A 20,287-nucleotide genomic window follows, 5' to 3' on the forward strand; every position below is an offset into this window, starting at 1 on the left:
GCACCCGGGCTGACCAGTTGGAACGGGTCGCAGGCCGGGAAATGTGGGAATCGGCGCGGTCGAAAAGTGGGGAAGTGCTCACTTTTGGGGTTCGGCGCCCTCCGACTCCAGGAAGGCGCCGATCATCCGGCCGGTCATGTCGATGGCCTCGCGCCGCGCGGTGCTGTCGACCTCCAGCGCCGAGCTCCGCAGCGCCGCCGCGAAACCGGTGTTGATCAGCACGAACGTCATCACGTCGTAGCGGTGGTCGTCGCCGGGGCCGAGCAGCTGGATGAGCATCACCTTCACCAGCAGCCGCAGCCGCGGCTCGAACTCCGGGATGCCGCTGCTGTAGAACTGCACGCCCGCCACCAGCGCGCGCACCAGCGCGGCATTGGCGACCAGCTCGTCGGTGATGACGTTCAGGATGTCGACCCAGACATCGGTGGGGCCCTTGCCGGAGAGGTCGAACATGCGCTGGGTGAACCGCTTCTCCACCGACTCCAGCAGCCGCGCCAGCAACTCCTCGACCAGCACCGAGCGGTCGGCGAAGTACCGGTAGACGGTGCCGATGCTGACCCCGGCCTCCGCCGCGATCCGGTTCGTCGAGGTACCCGCGATCCCGCGCTCGCCGAAGAGCCGGGCGGCGGTGTCCAGGATGTGCTCCCTGGTCGCCTTGGCCCGGTCCTGGGTGGGGCGTCGCCGCTGCGCGGCCGTCTTCGTCGGCACCATCGTCTCCCGCCGGCCGGAAAGTGAGCGTCGCTCACCTTACTGATCGCGGCACGCGGCGGAACGGTCTTCGCCGGTCCGGTGGCCGGATCGGTCATGCGCCGGATGCGCTCCGTGGCTCGGTGAGCGCCGGATCGGCACCGGCCGGTTCGGCCTCGACCACCACCTCGCCGACACGCGGCGTGCTCGGTCGGCCGCGTAAATCTCTTTTCCCGGACCGGCTTCGGGGGTAACGTGCCCTCTTCGTGTCCGGGTCGGGGAGGGGTGGGGCGATGGCTGTGCGCGCGCTGCCCGGCCTCGGTGCCGCCACGGTCTACCTGCGGCTCGCGGTGGCCGGTTTCTGCAGGCAGTGGCAGTACAAGCTGGCGCTCTTCGCCGGCATGTTCACCAACAGCGTGTTCGGGCTGCTGCGCGGCGCGGTCATGCTGGCGGCGATCGGCTCGGCCGGCTCGTTCGGCGGGTACGACGCGGGCAGTATCAGTGCCTACGTGTGGCTGTCGCAGGCGCTGCTCGGCGCGGTGCTCTTCACCGACTCCGGCGTGGAGCTGGGCGAGCGGGTGCGCAGCGGCGATATCGCGGTCGACTTCCTGCGCCCGGTCGACCTCCAGCTCGCCACCCTCGCCGGCGACCTCGGCCGGGCCACCTGCACCCTGCTGCCGCGCGGCCTGCCAACCCTCGCGGTCGGGGCGCTGGTCTACGGCGGGCTCGACCTGCCGAACACCCCGGTCGCGTACCTGCTCGGAATCGTGAGTGTGCTGCTCGGCACGGCTATTTCGTCGCTGGCGCTCTTCGTCACCGCCATGATCGGCTTCTGGGTGGTGGAGACCCGCGGGCTCCGGACGCTGCACCAGGTGCTCGGCTCCTTCCTCGCCGGGCTCTTCGTCCCGGTGCACCTCTTTCCCGGCTGGCTCGGCGCGATCGCCGCGGCCACCCCCTTCCCCTCGGTGCTGCAGGCGCCGGTCGACGTGCTCTCCGGCCGGGTCACCGGCACCGCGGCGCTCGCGGTCGTCGGGGTGCAGCTGTTCTGGGTGCTCGCGATGGCGGCGCTCGGGCAGGCGCTGCTGGCGGCGGGCAGGCGCAAGCTGGAGGTGCAGGGTGGCTGAGGCCGCGCCTGCGGGGCACTGGAGCAGGCCGTACGTCGCGGTGCTGAGCTCGCGGCTGCGGGCGCAGCGCTCGTACCGGCTCTCCTTCGCCAGCGAGCTGTTCGGTTCGCTCGTGGTCGGGCTGGCCGAGTTCGCCGAGGTCTGGGTGGTCTTCCACACCGTCCGGGTGCTCGGCGGGCTCGACCTGGACGCCGCGCTGCTGCTGTTCGGGCTGAGCAACACCGCCTTCGCGCTGGCCCAGGTGCTCTTCGGGCACCTGGACACGCTGCCGACGCTGATCCGGCTCGGCAAACTCGACATCTACCACCTGCGCCCGCAGCCGCTGCTGCTGCAGCTGATCACCGGCGACATCTCGCTGCGCCGCTTCGCCAGGGCCACCGTCGCGCTCACCGTGCTCGGAATCGGGCTGCTGCGCAACGACATCGACTGGTCCGCGAGCGCGGTCGCGCTGCTGCTGCTCGCCGTCGTCTCCGGGACCGCGCTGTTCGCCGGGCTCTTCGTCGCCGCGGCGGGCTGCCAGTTCTTCCTGATCGACGGCGCCGAGCTGACCAACAGCTTCACCTACGGCGGCTCCTACGCCGCGACCCTGCCCGCCTCGGTCTTCCCGACCGGGCTGAAGCTGCTGTTCGGGTTCGCGATCCCGGTGGCCTTCACCGCGTACCTGCCCACCCTCGCGCTGCTCGGCGAGCCCGGCCCGGCGCTGCTGCCGTCCTGGCTGGGCTGGCTGACGCCGGTGGCCGCGCTCTGGGCCTGGCTGCTCGGACTGGCGCTGTGGCGCACCGGAACTCGGCACTACCAGGGAGGCGGCGGCTGAATGAGCGACCCGATCATCGAAACCCGTGATCTGACCAGGCAGTTCGTGCTCCGCCGCGGCAGGCTGCGCGAGCGCGAGACGCTGACCGCGGTGCACGCCATGAGCTTCGAGGTCGAGCGCGGCGCCGCGGTCGGCTACATCGGCGCCAACGGGGCGGGCAAGTCCACCACCATCAAGATGCTCACCGGCATCCTGGTGCCCACCTCGGGCACCGTCCGCACCTGCGGCCTGGAGCCGGTGCGGCGCAGGCGGCAGCTGGCGAGCCGGATCGGGGTGGTGTTCGGGCAGCGCTCCCAGCTCTGGTGGGATCTGCCGCTGCGCGAATCGTTCTCGATCCTGGCCGCGGTGCACCGGCTCGACCCGGACGCCGCCCGCAAGCGCACGCACACCCTGGTCGAGCAGCTGGAGATGGCGGAAACACTGTCGACGCCGGTGCGCCAGCTCTCACTGGGCGAGCGGATGCGCGCCGAGGTGGCCGCCGCCCTGCTGCACTCCCCGGAGCTGATCATCCTGGACGAGCCGACCATCGGCCTCGACGTGCTCTCCAAGCAGCGGCTGCGCGAGTTCCTGCGCGCCGAGCGGGCCGAGCGCGGCACCACGCTGCTGCTCACCACGCACGACATGGGCGATATCGAGCGGCTCTGCGACCGGGTGCTCGTCGTCGACCGCGGCAGACTCGCCTACGACGGCTCGCTCACCGGGCTCGCCGCGACCGTCGGCGCGCGCCGGGTGCTGGTCGTCGATCTCACCGCGCCGACCCCGGAGCTCACCGACATCCCCGGCGCCACCCTGGTCGCCAGCGAGGCGGGCGGAATGCGCCAGCGGCTCGCCTTCGACGCCGAGCTGACCACCGCGGCGCAGTTGCTCACCGCCGTCTCCGCGCGCGCCGAGGTACGCGACCTTGCCATCGAGGAGCCGGAGATCGAGGACGTGGTGCGGCGGCTCTACCGCTCCGCGCGCTGACGATCGACGCGGGCCGGGCGGCGGGATCCCGGAGTGGCGGGCGGCGGCGTTCGCTACGGTGCGGTCATGCGCCTGCTCGCGATGGCCGACACGCACGTCCCGAAGCGGGCCCGCGGCCTGCCGCCGGTGCTCTGGCGCGCGGTCGAGGCCGCGGACGTGGTCGTGCATGCGGGCGACTGGGTCGAGGCCCCGCTGCTGGACGAGCTCGCGGCCCGCAGCGCCCGGCTGATCGCGGTGTACGGCAACAACGACGGCCCCGAGCTGCGCGCCCGCCTCCCGGAGATCGCCAGGGCGGAACTGGACGGGCTGCGCCTGGCCGTCGTGCACGAGACCGGCGCCGCGGGCGGCCGCGAGAACCGCTGCGCCCGCGCCTTCCCCGACACCGACGTGCTGATCTTCGGCCACAGCCACATCCCCTGGGACAGCACCGCGAGCACCGGCCTGCGGCTGCTCAACCCCGGCTCGCCCACCGACCGCAGGCGGCAGCCCGCGCACACCTACCTGACCGCCGAGATCCGCGCGGGCGCGCTGTGTGCTGTGACACTGCACACCGTACCGAGGAGTACGGAGCGGAATCCGGGGTAGCACGCCGCGGTGAGTACACCGGAGAACACCCCGCTCGACGCCGATCCCACCGAGCGGACCACGCTGGACAACCCGGAGGTCGAGGTGACCGGCTACTCCGTTCCGCCGAACCGGGATCCGGACGATCCGGAAGAGCGGCGGGACTGAATCCGCCTCCGGTGTCCGGCCCCGGCCTGACAGGGTGCGCCGATGAGCACCGGGACCTGGCGCCCGTGACCCGCGCCGCCGACGCGGTCGGCCGGGCCGAGCCCGACGGCACCGGTGAGTTCTCCGCCCTGCTCGAGGACAGTGCCGAGGACCTGTACGAGAACGCGCCGTGCGGCTACCTCTCCACCCTGCTGGACGGCCGGATCGCCAAGATCAACACCACCCTGCTCGGCTGGCTCGGCTACAGCGGCGCCGAACTGGTCGGCAAGCGCGCCTTCGGCGACCTGCTCACCGTCGGCGGGCGGCTCTACCACGAGACGCACGTCGCGCCGCTGCTCCGGATGCGCGGCGAGGTCAGCGGCATCGCGCTGGAGCTGGTCGCCGCGGACGGCGCGCGGCTGCCGGTACTGGCCACCTCGGTGCTCAAGTCCGGCGCGGACGGCGCGCCGCTGCTCATCCGCACCACGCTCTTCGACGCGAGCTCGCGCCGCGCCTACGAGGCCGAGCTGCTGCGCGCCAGGCGCGCCGCCGAGCGGGAGCGCGAGCGGCTGCAGCGGCTGAACGCCATCCTGCAGCGCACGCTGCTGCCGTCGGCGCTGGAGCCGGTGCCTGGGCTCGACGTGGCCGCGCACTACCACATCGCCTCGCTCGACCAGGTCGGCGGCGACTTCTACGACCTGTTCCCGCTGGCCGATGCGCGCTGGGGCTTCTTCCTCGGCGACGTCTGCGGCAAGGGCGCGCTCGCCGCCACGCTGACCTCGCGGGTCAGGTACGCGCTGCGCGCCGCCGCGGTCTACGACCCGGACCCCGGCTCGGTGCTGACCAAGCTGAACCGGGTGCTGCTCGACTCACACCAGCCCGGCGACCCGCGCTTCTGCACGGTGCTCTACGGCGGCCTCGTGCTGCGCGACGGCCGCGCGGAGGTCACGCTCGCGGCGGGCGGCCACCCACCCGCGCTGCTGCTGCGCGCCTCCGGCGCCGCCGAGTACCTGCGCACGCCCGGCGGCCAGCTGGTCGGGCTGCTCCCGGACGCCGAGGTCGGCACCGCGCGGGTGACCCTGCACCCCGGCGACACCCTGCTGCTCTACACCGACGGGCTGATCGAGGCCCGCACCGGCACCGGCCTCTTCGGCGAGGAGGCGCTGCTCGAGTTCGCGGCGGCGCGCGCCCCGGTCGGCGCGACCGCGCTCGTGGCCGATCTCGTCGGTGTGCTCGAATCGCTCGGCGCGGGCGTCACCGACGACACCGCCCTGCTCGCCCTGCACGTGCCGGGGAAACCGGTCGACGGATAAACCGGTTGTCTGCCACCATGATCCGGTGCTGATCGAGCTGGCGGTGGGGGATGCGTACGGTGCCGGGTTCGAGTACGCCCCGCCGGAGTTCGTCACCGCGCACAACACGCTGCGCGGCTACGTGCAGCACCCGACGCACCTCGGGATCCGCCCCGGCGCCTACACCGACGACACCCAGATGACGCTGGCCGTCGCCGAACTCATGGTCGCCGGTGATCCCTGGACCCCGGCGAACCTCGCGGACCGGTTCGTCACGGCCTTCCGGCGGGACCCGCGCGAGGGGTACGCGGGCCGCTTCCACGACTTCCTGCTCACCGTCGCCGACGGCGCCGACTTCCTGCGCCGGATCCGCCCGGAGAGCGACAAGAGCGGCGCGGCCATGCGCGCCGCCCCGATCGGGCTGCTGCCCACCGTCGCCGACGTGCTGCACCACGCCCGCGTGCAGGCCGCCGTCACGCACGACACCCCCGATGGCATCGCCGCCGCGCAGGCCGCCGCGCTCGCCGTGCACTACACCCACAACGACCTCGGCCCGCTGCCGGAGATCGGCGCCTGGATCGCCGGGCACGTCCCCGGCGACTGGGCGCGGCCGTGGCGCGGCAAGGTCGGCAGCAAGGGGCGGATGAGCGTGGCCGCCGCGCTCACCGCGCTGGCGGGCAGCACCTCCGCGCGCGAGCTGCTGCGCCGCTGCGTCGCCTTCACCGGCGACGTCGACACCGTGGCGACCATCGCGCTGGCCGCCGCCGCCCGCTCGGCGCAGGTCACCCCCGACCTGCCGCCGGTGCTGGTCGAGACGCTGGAGAACGGCCGCTACGGCCGCGACTACCTCGCCGAGCTGAACGCCCGGCTGCTCGGCTGAGCCGCCGGGGCGAGATCGCGGCCTCCCCAGCCCGGCCCGGAACGCGGTCCCGGAGTGCTGCATCGCGGAATCGCGCGCGCCGAGCTCGTGGATCTCGACGGTCAGGCGATGGTGCCCCCGTCGCGCAGCGCGGCGAGCCGGGCGGCGTCGTAGCCGAGCACCTCGGTGAGCACCTCGTCGGTGTGCGTGCCCGGCCTGCTCGCGCCACCCCAGCGCACCCCGCCCGCCGTCGCGCTGAGCCGGGGGACCACCCCGACGCCCTTGACCGGCTCCGGGTCGTAACCGGGCTCGCCCGGCCGCACCGAGGGGTCGACGTGGTCGACGAAGAGCCCGCGCGCGGCGAACTGCGGATCGACCATGACCTCGGCGACGGTGTTGACCGGCCCGACGACCACCTGGTGCGCGGTGAGCAGCGCGATCAGCTCGGCGGCGGGAAACGTCCCGGCCCAGGCGGCGATCAGCGCGTCGAGCTCGTCCTGGTGGTCGCCGCGCGCGGTGTGCGTGGCGTAGCGCGGGTCGGCGGCCAGCTCGGGGCGGCCCATCGCGCCGGCCAGCCGGGCGAAGAGGGTGTCCTGGTTGGCGGCGATGATCACCCAGAGCCCGTCCGCGCTGCGGTAGATGTTCGAGGGCGCGATCCGGTCCAGCCGGGTGCCGGAGGGCTGCCGCACGTGGCCGGTCTTGTGGTAATCCGGCACCGTCGACTCCTGGACGGCCAGCGCCGCCTCGCTGAGCGCGGCGTCGACGACCTGCCCGCGCCCGGTGCGGGTCCGGGCGAAGAGCGCCGCGAGCACGCCCTGGAAGGCGAACATCCCGGCGAGGGTGTCGCCGAGCGAGAGCGCGGGCCGCGGCGGCGGCTGCCCGGGGAAGCCGTTCAGGTGGCGCAGCCCGCTGATGCCCTCGGCCACCGAGGCGTACCCCGGACGCGCGGCGTACGGCCCGGTCTGGCCGTAGCCCGAGACCCGGGCCAGCACCAGTCCGGGTGCGGTCGCGCTCAGCACGTCCCAGCCCAGCCCCCAGCGCTCCAGCGTGCCGGGGCGGAAGCTCTCGACCACCACGTCGGCGGTCGCGACGAGCTCCAGGAAGACCTCGCGCCCGGCCGGGGTGCGCGGATCGAGGCTCACGCAGCGCTTGTTGCGGGCGTGCACGGACCAGAAGTACTGGTGCCCGCCGGCGGCCTGCCCCCAGTCGCGCAGCGGGTCGGGGCGGTCCGGCGCCTCGATTTTGATCACGTCGGCGCCCATGTCGCCGAGCAGCCTGCCGCAGTACGGCCCGGCGATCAGCGTGCCCAGCTCGAGCACCCGGACGCCGTCCAGCGCGCCGCTCACTCCCCGGCACCCGCGGTGAGGCCGAGCGAGCCGAGGCACATCCGGTCGAGGGTGTCGAGCAGCGCCGCCTCGTCGGCGTCGTCGCCCTGGATGAGCCAGAGGTAGAGGGTGTGGTCGACCATGGCGGCCATGGCGCGGGCCGCGAGCACCGGGTCCAGCCCCGGCGCGGCCAGCCCCGCCCGCTGCCAGCGCGCGATGGCGCGCGAGCTGCGGTCGATGAGCTGCCCGCGGTGCTCGTGCCGCAGCGCGCGGAACTCCTCGTTGAAGGTGGCGACCTGCTCGACGATCGCCATCATCTTCGCGTTGCGCCGGTACGCCCGGTAGTAGGCGCGGTTCGAGGCGATCAGCCGCTCGGCGGGGGAGCGGCCGGGATCGACGGGCTCGCGGCCGTGCACCTCCTCGAAGAGCTGGGTGCTGAGCTCCGTGAAGACGTGTTCCTTCGACTCGAAATAGCGGTAGAAGGTGCCGTAGGAGACCTCGGCCTCCCTGGTGATCAGCTCGACCCGGCAGTCCGGGAAGCCGACCGTCTCGAAGACCGTGCGGGCGGCGGCGAGCAGCGCGTCCCTGGTCCGGCGGCCACGGGGGGTCAGCGTCTCGGCGGTATTGACAGACGTCTGGGGCACACCCACACTGTCCGCAGAGATGACATGACTGTCAAGTCAACCGGAGGGACCGCCATGGCCTCGGTCAATGCCAAGTACGAGCTGCGCGGGATCAACCACCTCGCCCTGGTCTGCGCGGACATGCGCCGAACCATCGACTTCTACTCCGGCGTGCTCGGCATGCCGCTGGTCAAGACCGTCGAGCTCCCCGGCGACCTGGGGCAGCACTTCTTCTTCGACTGCGGCGGCGGCAACACCCTCGCCTTCTTCTGGCTGGCCGACGCGCCGGACGCCGCCCCGGGGCTGGCCGCGCCGAAGGGGCTGCCGGACGAGGGCGAGCTGCTCAGTGCCGTCGGCTCGATGAACCACGTCGCCTTCTCGGTCCCGCCGGAGCGGTTCGACGAGTACTTCCGCCGCCTCCCCGCCGACGGCGTCCGGGTGAGCCGGATCCTGAACCACGACGACAGCGCCCGCGGCGTCTCCCGCGACGTGCACCCCGGCACCTTCGTCCGCTCCTTCTACTTCCAGGACCCGGACGGCGTGCTGCTCGAATTCGCCTGCTGGACCAGGACCTTCACCGCGGACGACGTGACGCACGAGCCGCGCACCGCCGCCGACCGCCGCACCCCGGCCCCGTCCTGACCCCGTCGTCCCCGAGAGGAATCGCCGTGCCCCGTCTGCGTGAGGTGCCCCGCGCCGAAGTCACCGACGAGAAGATCCTGTTCTTCTACGACCGCCTGTTCGGCCCCGAGAAGGATCCCGCCGTCGACCACGGCACCATCCACGCCACCCCCGGCGACTGGTGGACCGTCTTCGCCCAGTCGCCCGATGTCTTCCGGCACGCCGTGCGCGGCTTCTCGCTCTACCGCAATGCCGCGCTCGACCCGCTGCTGCGCGAGCTGGGCCAGAGCCGGGCCGGTTTCGCCAGGGGCAGCCAGTTCGTCTTCTCCCAGCACTGCAAGCAGATGCGCTCGCTCGGCATGCCGGAGGAGAAGATCGCCGCGATCCCGCACTGGCAGGTCAGCACCGCCTACTCCGCCCTGGAGCGCGCGGTGCTCGCCTACACCGACGGGCTGGTCCTGGACGGCGGCCGGGTGCCGGACGGCGTCTTCGAGGTGCTGCGGGAGCACCTGGGCGACCCGGAGATCCTGCAGCTCACCTACATCACCGCCATGTACGACATGCACGCCACCATCTGCCGCGCGCTGCGGCTGGAGTTCGACGACCGGCCGGAGCCGATCGAGGAGTATCGGGTGCCGGACGGCGTCGAGGCGCGCGACCTCTCCGCCGATCTCTCGGCGGAGTAGCGGCGCGCCTGCCCGAGACGGCGCGGGCGCGTCAAGGTTTCGCTCAGTCTGCGTCAATGGGTTCAATCCACGCCTCGACCTCGGGACACTGCGAAGTACCGCAACGGCCTGGCTATCGAGGGAGTGGATGATGACCGCGAATACCGTCCTCAACAATGTCGACATCGAGGCCGTGAGTGGTCTCGTGCGGGCCGTTCAGGAGGATCCGGCGAAGGCGCAGACCACCTGGGCCGCGCACGTGGCATGGAAGGGCGCGTTCGCCTCCGAGTCGAAGGTGCGGCAGTTCGCGCCCGCCCCCTCGGACGAGCCCGCCGCGCTCGGCGGCGGCGACACCGCGGCGAACCCGGTGGAGCAGCTGCTCGGGGCGCTCGGCAACTGCCTGGCGGTCGGCTACGCGGCCAATGCGACGGTGGCGGGCATCGAGCTCAGGGATGTGAAGATCGATCTGAAGGGCGATCTCGATCTGCACGTCTTCCTCGGGCTCGCCGACGGCCATGCCGGCTTCGACTCCATCACCGCGACGGTGACCATCGACGCCGACGCCACCCCGGAGCAGATCGCCGAGCTGCACGCCAAGGTGCAGGCCAGCTCACCGGTCGGGCACACCCTGCGCAACTCGGTGCCGCTCGAGGTGCGGCTTGGCTGAGCAGAACGCCGCGGGGGCCGAGGGCTGCTGTAGGGTCGCCGCCCATGGCTGATCGTGAATACGGTTTCCGGACCAGGGCGATTCACGCGGGGAACATCCCGGACGCGGTGAGCGGTGCGCGGGCGCTGCCGATCTACCAGTCGGCGGCGTTCGTCTTCGACGACACCGCCGACGCGGCCGCCCGGTTCGCCCTGCAGAAGTACGGCAATGTCTACTCCCGGCTGGCGAACCCGACGGTCGCCAGCTTCGAGGAGCGGATCGCCAGCCTGGAGGGCGGGCTCGGCGCCGTCGCCACCGCGAGCGGGATGGGCGCGGAGTTCATCACCTTCGCCGCGCTGGCAGGCGCGGGCGACCACATCGTGGCGGGCGCGCAGCTCTACGGCGGCACGCTCACCCAGCTCGACAACACGCTGCGCCGCTTCGGCGTCGAGACCACCTTCGTCGCCTCGGACGATCCGGCGGCCTACGCCGCCGCGATCACCGACCGGACCAAGCTGATCTTCGTCGAGACGGTGGCGAACCCGTCCGGCGGCATCGCCGACCTCGAGGGGCTGGCCGACGTGGCGCACGCGGCCGGGGTGCCGCTGATCGTCGACTCGACCATTCCCACGCCGTACCTGAACCGGCCGCTGGAGTGGGGCGCCGACATCGTCATCCACTCGGCCACCAAGTTCCTCGGCGGGCACGGCACCACGCTCGGCGGCGTCGTGGTGGAGTCCGGCCGGTTCGACTGGCACAATCCGCGCTTCCCGCTCTTCGACGAGGTCGTCCCGCACTACGGCGGGCTCACCTGGAACGGCAACTTCGGCGAGTACGCCTTCCTCACCCGGCTGCGCGCCGAGCAGCTGCGCGACATCGGGCCGTCGCTCGGGCCGCTGGCCGCCTGGCAGCTCGCGCTCGGCGTGGAGACGCTGCCGCTGCGCATGCAGAACCACGTGGAGAACGCCCGCGCGGTCGCGGAGTGGCTGGAAGCGGACTCCAGGGTCGACTTCGTGAACTGGGCCGGGCTGCCCGGGCATCCGCATCACGAGCGCGCCGCCAAGTACCTGCCGCTCGGCCCGGGCAGCGTCTTCGGCTTCGGCGTCGAGGGCGGCCGCGAGGCGGGCCGCACCTTCATCGAATCCCTCGACCTGGCAAGCCATCTCGCCAATATCGGGGACACCAAGACGCTGGTCATCCACCCCGCCTCGACCACGCACGCGCAGCTCACCGAGCAGCAGCTGGTGGAGGCCGGGGTCGCGCCGGGGCTGGTGCGGATCAGCGTCGGGCTGGAAGATGTGGACGACATCCTGCACGACCTGGACCAGGCACTGCACGCCGCGGCGAAGGAGAACACAGCATGAGTGATGTCGTCGAGACCCATACGGTGAACGGGCTGACGCTCGCCCTGCCCGCGGACTCGCCACGGGCCAAGCAGCTGCACAGCGAGCGAACCTGGCTGGGCCCGTCGGCCAAGGAGCGGCTGCGCATCCTGCGCCGGGCGAAGAGCATCGCGGTGGTCGGGTTCTCCACGAACCCGGCGCGGGCGAGCTACTTCGTCGGCACCTACCTGGTGCAGTCCACCGACTACACGGTGTCCTTCATCAATCCGAACGCGGCCGGGCGCAGCGTGCTCGGTCACGAGATCTTCGGCTCGCTCGCCGATCTGCCGGAGACCCCGGATGTCGTATGCGTTTTCCGGAAGGCGAGCGATATACCGTCCGTGGTCGACGACGTCGCCGCGCTCACCCCGGCTCCGGTGCTCTGGGTGCAGCTCGGCATCTGGAACGAGGACGCCGCCCGCGACGCCGAGGCCCGCGGGCTGACCGTCGTGATGGACCGCTGCCTGAAGATCGAGCACGCCCGCTTCCACGGCGGGCTGCACCTGCTCGGCTTCGACACCGGCCAGATCACCGCCCGCAAGACCGTTCGCTAGTCCGCACGATTCAGGAGGTATCGCCCATGACCGGAACCGCCCCCGCCGTCGACAACGGCGTCAACGTCGAACACCTGCTCGGCGCCCGCGCCGCGCTGGCCGACAGCCCGGAGATCGCCAAGTTCGAGTGGCGCTCGACGGTGAGCTGGGTGCGCGGCACGCACAGCCAGACCGAGGTGGAGACCTTCTACGGCCTCGGCGGCGAGCAGGCGCACACCAAGAAGTTCACCTTCGACGCCGACCACCCGCCGCAGTTCGCCGCCGAGGACAACGGGATCACCCCGGCCGAGTACGTGCTGGTCGCGCTGGGCTCCTGCCTGACCGCGGGCATCGCCTCGGTCGCGCAGCAGCGCCAGATCAAGCTGAACTCGGTGGTCGCCACCGTGCGCGCCGACTTCGACCTGCACGGCATCCTCGGCGCCGACCCGGAGGTGCGCAACGGCTTCTCGAACATCACCGTCGACTACACCATCGACGCCGATGCCTCGCCCGCCGACATCCAGGCGCTGGTCGCGCAGTCGCAGAAGCGCTCGGCGGTCTACGACGCGCTGACCAACCCGACCAACGTCGAGGTCAAGGTCAACGCGTCCTGATGCCCGCCACGACCACCGTCGTGGTCGGGGCCGGACACAACGGCCTGGCAATCAGCCGCCACCTGGCCGCCCGCTCGATCGACCACGTGGTCCTCGAGCGCGGCCGGGTGGCGCACTCCTGGCGCACCCAGCGCTGGGATTCGCTGCGTCTGCTCACGCCCAACTGGATGACCCGGCTGCCCGGCCACGCCTACGACGGCGACGACCCCGACGGCTACCTGAGCGCCGCCGAGGTGGCGGACTTCGTCACCGGCTACGCGGCGGCGTCGGCCGCTCCGGTTCAGCCCGAGACCACGGTGACCGCGGTGCGCGCCACCGACGCCGGCTTCACCGTCGGCACCGACCGGGGCGACTGGTCGGCGCGCAGCGTCGTACTCGCCTCCGGCGCCACGGTCTCCCCGGTGCCCGCGCTCGCCGCCGCGCTCCCGGACGGCATCGAATCGCTTGCCGCACTGCACTACCGGAACCCGGGGCAGTTGCCCGACGGCGGCGTGCTCGTGGTCGGCGGCGCCGCCAGCGGCGTGCAGATCGCCGAGGAGATCCACCGCTCCGGCCGCCCGGTCACGCTCGCCACCGGCGAGCACGTCCGGGTGCCGCGGCGCTACCGGGACCGCGACATCCTCTGGTGGCTGGACGAGATCGGGCTGCTCGACGAGCGCTGGGACCGCATCGACGACATCGTGCGCGCCCGCAACCTGGCCTCGTTCCAGCTGGTCGGCGGCGGCCGCACGGTCGACTTCAACGCGCTGCAGGAGCAGGGCATCCGGCTGGTCGGCAAGCTGGCCGGGATCAGGGACGGGAAGGCGCAGTTCTCCGGCTCGCTGCGCAATGTGGTGACGCTGGCCGACCTGAAGCTGAACCGCCTGCTGGACAGCATCGACGCGCACGCGGGCGGTACCGGCGAGCGCCCGGACCCGACCAGGGTGCCGGACTCCCCGCTGCTGCTCGACCTGACGAGCGGCGAGATCCGCTCGGTGGTGTGGGCGACCGGCATCAAGCCGGACCACTCCTGGCTGGAGGTGCCCGCCTTCGACCCGCGCGGGCGGCTGCGGCACCACGGCGGCGTGGTGGACTGGCCCGGGCTCTACGTCACCGGGCTGCCGGTCCTGCGGCGCAGGCGCTCCACCTACATCGCCGGGTCGGACGCCGACGCCGCCGAGCTCACCGCGCACCTCGCGGAGCACCTCGGCGGCGCGGACCCGCACCCGCGACCGGTCGAGGCGTCCTAGCGCTTCGGGGCGACCAGCTTGGCCCCCGACCACTCCGGCGCGACCGTCGCCGAGCTGGTCTGGGCCAGGCCCGCCGTGTGCGCGGCGTCGGCGATGTCGCTCGGCTGGACGTAGCCCTCGCGCCCGGTCTTGGGGGTGAGCAGCCACAGGGTGCCGCCGCTGCCGAGCGAGCCGTTCGCGTCGACCAGGATGTCGGTCAGGTCGCCGTCGTCGTCGCGGTACCAGAGCACGACCCCGTCGGCGAGTTCCTCGTAGTCCTCGTCGACCAGCTCCTGCCCGATCAGGGTCTCGATCGCCTGGCGCAGGTCGTCATCGACGTCCTCGTCGTACCCGATCTCCAGGACGACCTGGCCCGCTTCGAACCCGAGCCGGTCCGCCGGACTGGTGGAAACCTCCGCCACGATGTTTGGTTCCTTTCATTCCGGAGTCGATCCGAACCGTAGACCGTCGATGGTCGTTCCCGCCCGATTCCGGTCACGCCGGAGTGTCGGGGTCATTCGAGGCGCCAGTTCGGCTGGCGCCCTTGGCGGTACGCCGCGAACCCCTCGGACGGGTCGTGCGCGGCGAGCACCACGTCGGCGAGCGCGGCCGCGTGCCGATCGGTCTCGCCGGGGTATTCGTCGGCGGCGCGCAGGAAGGTGAGCGCGGCGCGCAGCGCGACGGGGGAGCGGGCGACGATGTCGGCGGCCACCTCGTGGGCGGCGTCGAGCGCCTTGCCGTGCGGGACGGTGCGCGCGATCAGCCCGGCGGCCAGCGCCTCGGGGGCGGTGAGGCGGCGGCCGGTGAGGATCAGGTCGCGGGCGAGCGCGGGGCCCGCCAGCCGCGGCAGCGCCGCCAGCACGCCGAGCGCGGGCGGGAGCCCCACCGCGGGGTCGGTCACGGCGAAGCTCGCCGCCTCGTCGGCGACCACCAGGTCGCAGGCGAGCGCGAGCGCGAGCCCGGCGCCGTCGGCGCGGCCGGTGACGGCGGCGACGACCGGTTTGGCGCCGTGCGCCGCCGGGCGGCCGGTCCACACCCGGTGCGACCGCAGCAGCAGGAGCAGCGGCGAGCCCGCGGCGGCGGGATCGACGCCGAGCGCGAAGTTCTCGCCCCCGGTGACGATGGCGACCCACAGCTCGGGGTCGCGCTGGTACGCCGCGAGGGCGTGGTCGAGGTCGCGCAGCACCTCGGCGTCCAGGTCGGGCCGGTTCAGCGCGATCTCGAGGACGTGCCCGGCGGTGGTGACCGTGAGGTGCGCCGAATCGCGCGGCGGTGCGGCCGGTTTCGGCTCGGGGCGGGATAGGGTGACGCGGTTGCCCGCGTCGGTGGCGCGCACGTACACCCGCTCTCCGGCGGGCTGCTCGGCATCGGTGAGCAGGGCGGTGGCGGCCGCGTCGGCGGTGTTGGCGAGGAAGCGGCGGCCGTCGTCCAGCCTGCCGATCACGATGCCGCGCGGGCTGCCGTCCCTGCCGTAGCTCACCACCCAGGATTCGACGGTGCCCCAGCCGTCGGGGCGGTGCGCCACCGGCACGGTGGGCACGGCGTCCAGCTCGGCTTGGAGCCCGGCCGTGCCGCCCTCGGGGAAGGGTGCGGGCGTGGTCGAGTAGACGCCGACCGAGTGCTTGCTGAGCACGCCGCCGTTCGCCGCGACCAGCCCGTACCCGCCGGGTGTTCGCCGCAGCCGCGCCACGATCTCCGCGATGCCGTGCGCGCTGTAGTTGTTGCCCGCGCCGCCGAAGAAGGGGAGCCCGCCGGTGACGGTGAGCCCGCGCGGGTCGTCCGGGGCGAGCCCGAGCCCGTCGCAGAGGTTGAAGACCGCGATCGGGAAGCAGCTGTAGAGGTCGAGCGCGGCCACGTCGTCCAGCCCGATCCCGGCCGTGTCCAGCGCGTGCCGTACCGCCGCCACCGCGGCCGGGCTGCGGTCGAGCGCCGGGCGCTCCAGCAGTCCGCGCTCGGACAGATCCGCCCAGCCGTGCAGGTGGACCCGCTGCTCCGGCGGGATGCCGAGCCGGTCCGCGTGCTCGGTGCTGGTGACGAGCACGGCCGCGGCCTGGTTGACCTGGTCCCGCGCCACCACGAAGCGGGTGTAGACGTCGGTGATCGCGCGGTTGCGCGCGTCGACCGTGACCAGCTCGGTGGCGTCCCGCTCGACCGGGGCGGCCGAGTACGGGTTGGCCGCGGCCACCGCGGTGAAGGGGGCGAAGAGCTCGCCGATGGCGCGGGCGTACGCCGCCCGGGAGGCGCCGAGCCGGGTGCGCCTGGCGTTCTCCATGGCCGAGTAGACGACGGTCGGCTCCACCAGCCCGTGCTGCGCGGAATAGGCCGCGGTGAGGCCGGTGATCCGGTAGCCGCGGTCCGCCAGGCTGCCCGGGTGCCGCTCCGAGTGGTCGGGGTGCTGGTCGCGGGGGAGCCCGGCCAGGTGCCGCACGGTGGAGATGGTCTCCGCGCCGAAGAGCAGCGCGGTCTCGCCGCGGCCCGCCGCGATCTCCCGGCACAGCTCGGTGAGCAGCTGCTGCGGGCTCTGCCCGCCGGTCGGGCCGAGGACGGCGCGCGCCGGGTCGGCGCCGACCCGGGCGGCGACGGCGCGCGGCACGTTGTCCGGGGCGCCGAGCGCGGCCACCGCGTACGGGCTGGCCACGTCGAAGGCGCGCACCGCGGCGATGGTGTCGATGCTCGACGCGGGCAGGGTGGCGTCGGTGAGCGCCGCGCGCACCGCCTCGGCCGCGAGGTCGGCGGCGGAGAGCGCGCGGTATCCATCGGCGCCGAGCCGCTCCGCGGCCTGACCGACGCCGACGATCACGGGGGTGCGCGGCGGCACCGCTTCGTGGAGGCTCTCCGGCACGACCCTGCCCTTCCTGCGCGAGATGATCACGCCGATTATCGCTCGCGCGCTCGGAGCGGAGCGGACCGGGCGTCCGTTTCGCTCGATGGGTTGGCTTCTGATATATCAGATGTTAGATTTGGACCATGCAGCAGCAGTTCCGTGCCCCGGCCGACGCGGACGGCCTGCGCCGTGCCTTCGGGGCCTTCCCCAGTGGCGTGGTCGCGGTCTGCGCCGAAATCGACGGCGTCCCGGTGGGATTGGCGGTGAGCAGCTTCGTCCCGGTCTCGCTCGACCCGCCGCTCGTCTCGTTCTGCGTCCAGCTCGGCTCGGCCACCTGGCCGGTGCTGCGCAGCTCGGGCAAGCTCGGCCTGAGCCTGCTCGGCACCGAGCAGCGCGCCGCCGCCCGCAGCCTCGGCACCCGCGCCGGTGATCGCTTCCAGGGCGTCACCGTGCACCGCGGCGAGGCGGGCGCGGTCTTCGTCGACGGCTCGGCCGCCTGGATCGAGGGCACGCTGGAGACGGTGGTGCCCGCGGGTGATCACGAGGTCGCGCTGGTCCGGATCGAGCGGATCGCCACCGAGGACGGCGCGGAGCCGCTCATCTTCCACGGCAGCCGATTCCGGCAGCTGCTCACCGAGCCGGTCTGAGCCCACCTCAGCGCTCCAGGTAGGCGACGATCCCGCCGATCAGTGCCGCCAGCGCGTCGTCCAGGTCGCCGTAGGTGCCGAGCGTGCGCTCGGAGGTGATGCCGCGCATGGCCGCCGGGATGAGCGCGGCCACCCGGCGCACCCGGACCGGGTCGAGCCCGAGGTCGGCGAAGGCGTTCTGGCAGGCGCGCTCCCAGTTCGGCTTCCAGGAGGCCAGCTCGGCGGCGGTCAGCGGGTAGTCGCGCTCGAGTTCGGCGTGGTCGCGGGGGAGTGCGGCGCGCAGCGTCTCGATGGCCAGCGACTCCGGCCTGCGCAACCCGGTGTAGAGCGCGTTGATCATGGCGGCCACCCGATCGCGGAGCGTGCCGCCGGGCTCGAGCCCGGCGGGGAGGTCGCCGCGCTGATCGGCGGTGTGCCGCAGCACCGCCGCCCAGAGCCCGTCGATCCCGCCGAACTGGTACTTGACCACGCTCCAGGTGGCGCCGATGTCCCTGGCGATCCGATTGCCGGAGACCGCCGCCGGATCGCCGGTGGCCAGCGAGCTGATCGCCGCCTCCAGCATGCTCTCCCTGGAGCGGAGGCCGCGCCGGTTGGCGCGTCGCCCCGCCGTCGCCGCTTCGGTCATGGTCCCGAGGTTACCCCCTGTGACCTGCGGAATCCAGTTTCGTAGAACCCTCTTGAATAATTTCGCAGAGACTTCTACGATCGGAGCACGACAGCCACCGAGGACGCGGAGGACGAGATGGCGAAGCCACCCCTGTCGATGGAGCCGACGGGCTGGTTCCAGGTCGCCTGGTGCACCGAGATCGCGGTCGGCGCGGTGCACACGATGAAGTACTTCGGCCGCGAGCTGGTCGCCTGGCGCTCGGCGTCCGGGCGGGTCGCCGTCTTCGACGCCTACTGCGAGCACCTCGGCGCGCACCTCGGGTTCGGCGGCCATGTCGACGGCGAAAACCTGGTGTGCCCGTTCCACGGCTGGGAGTGGAGCCGCGAGGGGCGCAATGTCTGCATCCCCTACGAGAGTCACCCGAACAGGGGCCGCCGAATCCGCAGCTACCCGGTCGTGGAGCGCAACGAGGCGGTCTGGATCTGGTACGACACCGAGGGCCGCACACCGCATTTCGAGGTCCCGGACATCTTCACCGCGTTCGGCGACGGCAAGACCGCGGCGGACTACTACCCGCCGGTGCCCGGCGCGACGCTCTTCCGGCAGGGGCTGGAGCTGCACCCGCAGTACATCATGGAGAACGGCGTCGATTTCGCGCACTTCAAGTTCGTGCACAAGACGCCGTTCGTCCCGGAATTCACCAGGCACGATTTCTCCGGCCCGGTCTCCTACGTCGACTTCACCATCGATTTCGACCCCGGCGCCAGCGCGGCCGACGCGAACAGCGGGGTCGAATCCATCAACGCCGGGCTCGGCTGCTCGATCACCAAGAGCTGGGGCATGGTGGACAACCGCACCATGCCCGCGGTCACCCCGGTGGACGAATCGACCTCCGACGTCCGCTTCACCGTCTGGATCGGCCGCAAACCGGGCGACGACCGCCCCGAACTCTCCCGCTACGGAAAAACCATGGCGGACTTCGTGATCGAGCAGTTCGCCGCCGACGTGCACATCTGGGCGCACCAGCGCTACTCCGACCCGCCCGCGCTCTCGCGCAAGGAGTACGCCGGTTTCACCGCGCTGCGCGCGTGGGCGCAGCAGTTCTACCCCGCCGCAACCCTTTCGAAAGGCCAGCCATGAGCAGCACCGACCAGGTCCGGGTCTTCCAGGTCGCCACCGGCAATCTCGGCACCGAGCTGATCGGGCGCATCCGCGAGCACCCCGACCTGGAATTGGTCGGGCTGCACTGCTATTCGCCGGAGAAGGTCGGCCGGGACGCGGGCGAGATCGTCGGCATCGGCCCGATCGGGGTGCTCGCCACCGGCACGGTCGAGGAGATCATCGCCGCGAAACCCGACGTGCTCACCTTCCACGGCGTCTTCCCGGACGAGGAGCTCTACGTCCGGGTGCTGGAGGCAGGCATCGACGTGGTGACCACCGCCGACTGGATCACCGGCTTCCACCGCGACCGGAACCACCCGCACCCCTCCGGCCGGAAGGTCAGCGAGGTCATCCAGGCCGCCTGCGAGCGCGGCGGCTCGACCTTCTACGGCACCGGCATGAATCCGGGGCTGTGTCAGATCCTCGGCATCGTGCACAGCGCCGACGTCGCCGAGATCGAGAACGTGACGGTCACCGAATCGGTCGACGTCTCCTGCCACCACTCGGTGGACACCTGGAAGGCGGTGGGGTACGGCCTGCCCGCCGAAGACCCGTCCATCCCGGATTCGCTGTACAGGTACACCGCGGTCTTCGCCGACTCGGTGTACCTCATGGCCGACGCCTTCGACCTGGAACTCGACGAGGTGACCTTCTCCTACGAGCTCGGGGTCTGCACCAAGGACGTCGACCTGGGCTGGTACCGGCTGCCGAAGGGCTCGCTCGGCGGCAGCTACATCAAGTACCGGGGGCTGGTTGGCGGCGTGCCGCGGGTGGAGTCGCACCTGGAGTGGCAGATGACCCCGCACACCGACCCGTCCTGGGACATCAAGGGCTGCTACATCACCCAGGTCACCGGCGACCCGAGCATCTACAGCAAGCACATGATCTTCCCGAAGCCCGGCGTCGACCTCTCCGACCCGGCCTCCTTCGCGAAGATCGGGATGACGGTCACCGGGCTGCCCGCGCTGAACGCCATCCGCT

Annotated in this window: 23 protein-coding genes; 17 read left to right on the forward strand and 6 right to left on the reverse strand. The window is 72.4% G+C overall.

Annotated elements, in window-relative coordinates; translation table 11 throughout:
• Positions 1-78 precede the first annotated feature (78 nt).
• Positions 79-708: a TetR/AcrR family transcriptional regulator gene (locus tag ACFUJ1_RS29905; RefSeq protein WP_378650664.1), complete on the reverse strand. Its 630-nt coding sequence runs from the start codon at positions 706-708 to the stop codon at positions 79-81.
• Between the two features lie 272 nt (positions 709-980).
• Between ACFUJ1_RS29905 and ACFUJ1_RS29910 the strand changes: the two genes are divergently transcribed.
• From ACFUJ1_RS29910 to ACFUJ1_RS29940, 7 genes are all read left to right on the forward strand, one after another.
• Positions 981-1,811, forward strand: a complete 831-nt coding sequence (locus ACFUJ1_RS29910; protein WP_378650665.1) for an ABC transporter permease — start codon at positions 981-983, stop codon at positions 1,809-1,811.
• Positions 1,804-2,625, forward strand: coding sequence for an ABC transporter permease (locus ACFUJ1_RS29915; protein ID WP_378650666.1), 822 nt, complete (start codon positions 1,804-1,806; stop codon positions 2,623-2,625). Before ACFUJ1_RS29910 ends, ACFUJ1_RS29915 begins: the two co-directional genes overlap by 8 nt.
• A complete protein-coding gene (locus ACFUJ1_RS29920; protein WP_378650667.1) occupies positions 2,626-3,588 on the forward strand; it encodes an ATP-binding cassette domain-containing protein in 963 nt (320 codons plus the stop codon).
• 66 nt (positions 3,589-3,654) lie between these two features.
• Positions 3,655-4,173: a metallophosphoesterase family protein gene (locus ACFUJ1_RS29925; protein WP_378650668.1), complete on the forward strand. Its 519-nt coding sequence runs from the start codon at positions 3,655-3,657 to the stop codon at positions 4,171-4,173.
• A 9-nt stretch (positions 4,174-4,182) separates the two neighbouring features.
• Positions 4,183-4,320: a hypothetical protein gene (locus tag ACFUJ1_RS29930; RefSeq protein ID WP_378650669.1), complete on the forward strand. Its 138-nt coding sequence runs from the start codon at positions 4,183-4,185 to the stop codon at positions 4,318-4,320.
• A 128-nt stretch (positions 4,321-4,448) separates the two neighbouring features.
• The gene (locus tag ACFUJ1_RS29935) at positions 4,449-5,612 is read left to right on the forward strand and encodes a SpoIIE family protein phosphatase (RefSeq protein ID WP_378650686.1); all 1,164 of its coding nucleotides are present in this window, start codon (positions 4,449-4,451) and stop codon (positions 5,610-5,612) included.
• A 25-nt stretch (positions 5,613-5,637) separates the two neighbouring features.
• On the forward strand, positions 5,638-6,471 hold the full coding sequence (locus ACFUJ1_RS29940; protein ID WP_378650670.1) for an ADP-ribosylglycohydrolase family protein: 834 nt from the start codon (positions 5,638-5,640) through the stop codon (positions 6,469-6,471).
• A 101-nt stretch (positions 6,472-6,572) separates the two neighbouring features.
• On the opposite strand, the gene ACFUJ1_RS29945 is transcribed toward ACFUJ1_RS29940, so the two are convergent.
• Together ACFUJ1_RS29945 and ACFUJ1_RS29950 are read right to left on the reverse strand one after the other, a co-directional pair.
• The gene (locus ACFUJ1_RS29945; protein ID WP_378650671.1) at positions 6,573-7,796 is read right to left on the reverse strand and encodes a CaiB/BaiF CoA transferase family protein; all 1,224 of its coding nucleotides are present in this window, start codon (positions 7,794-7,796) and stop codon (positions 6,573-6,575) included.
• Positions 7,793-8,419: a TetR/AcrR family transcriptional regulator gene (locus tag ACFUJ1_RS29950; protein WP_378650672.1), complete on the reverse strand. Its 627-nt coding sequence runs from the start codon at positions 8,417-8,419 to the stop codon at positions 7,793-7,795. The genes ACFUJ1_RS29945 and ACFUJ1_RS29950 overlap by 4 nt, the downstream gene beginning before the upstream one ends.
• Before the next feature lie 54 nt (positions 8,420-8,473).
• Between ACFUJ1_RS29950 and ACFUJ1_RS29955 the strand changes: the two genes are divergently transcribed.
• From ACFUJ1_RS29955 to ACFUJ1_RS29985, 7 genes are all read left to right on the forward strand, one after another.
• The gene (locus tag ACFUJ1_RS29955) at positions 8,474-9,040 is read left to right on the forward strand and encodes a VOC family protein (RefSeq protein WP_378650687.1); all 567 of its coding nucleotides are present in this window, start codon (positions 8,474-8,476) and stop codon (positions 9,038-9,040) included.
• 26 nt (positions 9,041-9,066) lie between these two features.
• A complete protein-coding gene (locus ACFUJ1_RS29960; protein ID WP_378650673.1) occupies positions 9,067-9,705 on the forward strand; it encodes a carboxymuconolactone decarboxylase family protein in 639 nt (212 codons plus the stop codon).
• A 130-nt stretch (positions 9,706-9,835) separates the two neighbouring features.
• Positions 9,836-10,351 carry an OsmC family protein gene (locus tag ACFUJ1_RS29965; RefSeq protein ID WP_378650674.1) on the forward strand — a complete coding sequence of 172 codons (516 nt, stop codon included), beginning with the start codon at positions 9,836-9,838 and terminating at the stop codon, positions 10,349-10,351.
• 44 nt (positions 10,352-10,395) lie between these two features.
• Positions 10,396-11,694, forward strand: a complete 1,299-nt coding sequence (locus tag ACFUJ1_RS29970; RefSeq protein ID WP_378650675.1) for an O-acetylhomoserine aminocarboxypropyltransferase/cysteine synthase family protein — start codon at positions 10,396-10,398, stop codon at positions 11,692-11,694.
• Positions 11,691-12,266 (forward strand): CoA-binding protein, encoded by a 576-nt coding sequence (locus ACFUJ1_RS29975; protein ID WP_378650676.1) that lies wholly within the window; start codon positions 11,691-11,693, stop codon positions 12,264-12,266. Before ACFUJ1_RS29970 ends, ACFUJ1_RS29975 begins: the two co-directional genes overlap by 4 nt.
• Positions 12,267-12,292: 26 nt before the next feature.
• Complete coding sequence (locus ACFUJ1_RS29980; RefSeq protein WP_378650677.1) at positions 12,293-12,859, forward strand: OsmC family protein; 567 nt, start codon at positions 12,293-12,295, stop codon at positions 12,857-12,859.
• The gene (locus tag ACFUJ1_RS29985; RefSeq protein WP_378650678.1) at positions 12,859-14,088 is read left to right on the forward strand and encodes an NAD(P)-binding domain-containing protein; all 1,230 of its coding nucleotides are present in this window, start codon (positions 12,859-12,861) and stop codon (positions 14,086-14,088) included. The genes ACFUJ1_RS29980 and ACFUJ1_RS29985 overlap by 1 nt, the downstream gene beginning before the upstream one ends.
• Here ACFUJ1_RS29985 and ACFUJ1_RS29990 read toward each other — a convergent pair.
• Both ACFUJ1_RS29990 and ACFUJ1_RS29995 read right to left on the reverse strand, forming a co-directional pair.
• Positions 14,085-14,489, reverse strand: coding sequence for a DUF3052 domain-containing protein (locus ACFUJ1_RS29990; protein WP_378650679.1), 405 nt, complete (start codon positions 14,487-14,489; stop codon positions 14,085-14,087). The two genes, ACFUJ1_RS29985 and ACFUJ1_RS29990, sit on opposite strands and share 4 nt — an antisense overlap.
• Before the next feature lie 92 nt (positions 14,490-14,581).
• Positions 14,582-16,909: an acetyl-CoA acetyltransferase gene (locus tag ACFUJ1_RS29995; protein ID WP_378650680.1), complete on the reverse strand. Its 2,328-nt coding sequence runs from the start codon at positions 16,907-16,909 to the stop codon at positions 14,582-14,584.
• Between the two features lie 125 nt (positions 16,910-17,034).
• Between ACFUJ1_RS29995 and ACFUJ1_RS30000 the strand changes: the two genes are divergently transcribed.
• Entirely contained in the window at positions 17,035-17,538 is a 504-nt protein-coding gene (locus ACFUJ1_RS30000; RefSeq protein ID WP_378650681.1) for a flavin reductase family protein, read from the forward strand.
• A gap of 7 nt (positions 17,539-17,545) precedes the next feature.
• On the opposite strand, the gene ACFUJ1_RS30005 is transcribed toward ACFUJ1_RS30000, so the two are convergent.
• Positions 17,546-18,163, reverse strand: coding sequence for a TetR/AcrR family transcriptional regulator (locus ACFUJ1_RS30005; RefSeq protein WP_378650682.1), 618 nt, complete (start codon positions 18,161-18,163; stop codon positions 17,546-17,548).
• Between the two features lie 117 nt (positions 18,164-18,280).
• On the opposite strand from ACFUJ1_RS30005, the gene ACFUJ1_RS30010 reads away from it, so the two are divergent.
• Both ACFUJ1_RS30010 and ACFUJ1_RS30015 read left to right on the forward strand, forming a co-directional pair.
• Positions 18,281-19,285: a Rieske 2Fe-2S domain-containing protein gene (locus ACFUJ1_RS30010; RefSeq protein ID WP_378650683.1), complete on the forward strand. Its 1,005-nt coding sequence runs from the start codon at positions 18,281-18,283 to the stop codon at positions 19,283-19,285.
• A partial coding sequence (locus tag ACFUJ1_RS30015) for a dihydrodipicolinate reductase (RefSeq protein ID WP_378650684.1) occupies positions 19,282-20,287 on the forward strand: 1,006 nt, incomplete at its 3' end. The genes ACFUJ1_RS30010 and ACFUJ1_RS30015, both read left to right, overlap by 4 nt.

The organism is Nocardia sp. NPDC057227 (genome assembly GCF_042669725.1).
In the GTDB taxonomy this organism is placed as follows: Bacteria; Actinomycetota; Actinomycetes; order Mycobacteriales; family Mycobacteriaceae; genus Nocardia; species Nocardia asteroides_A.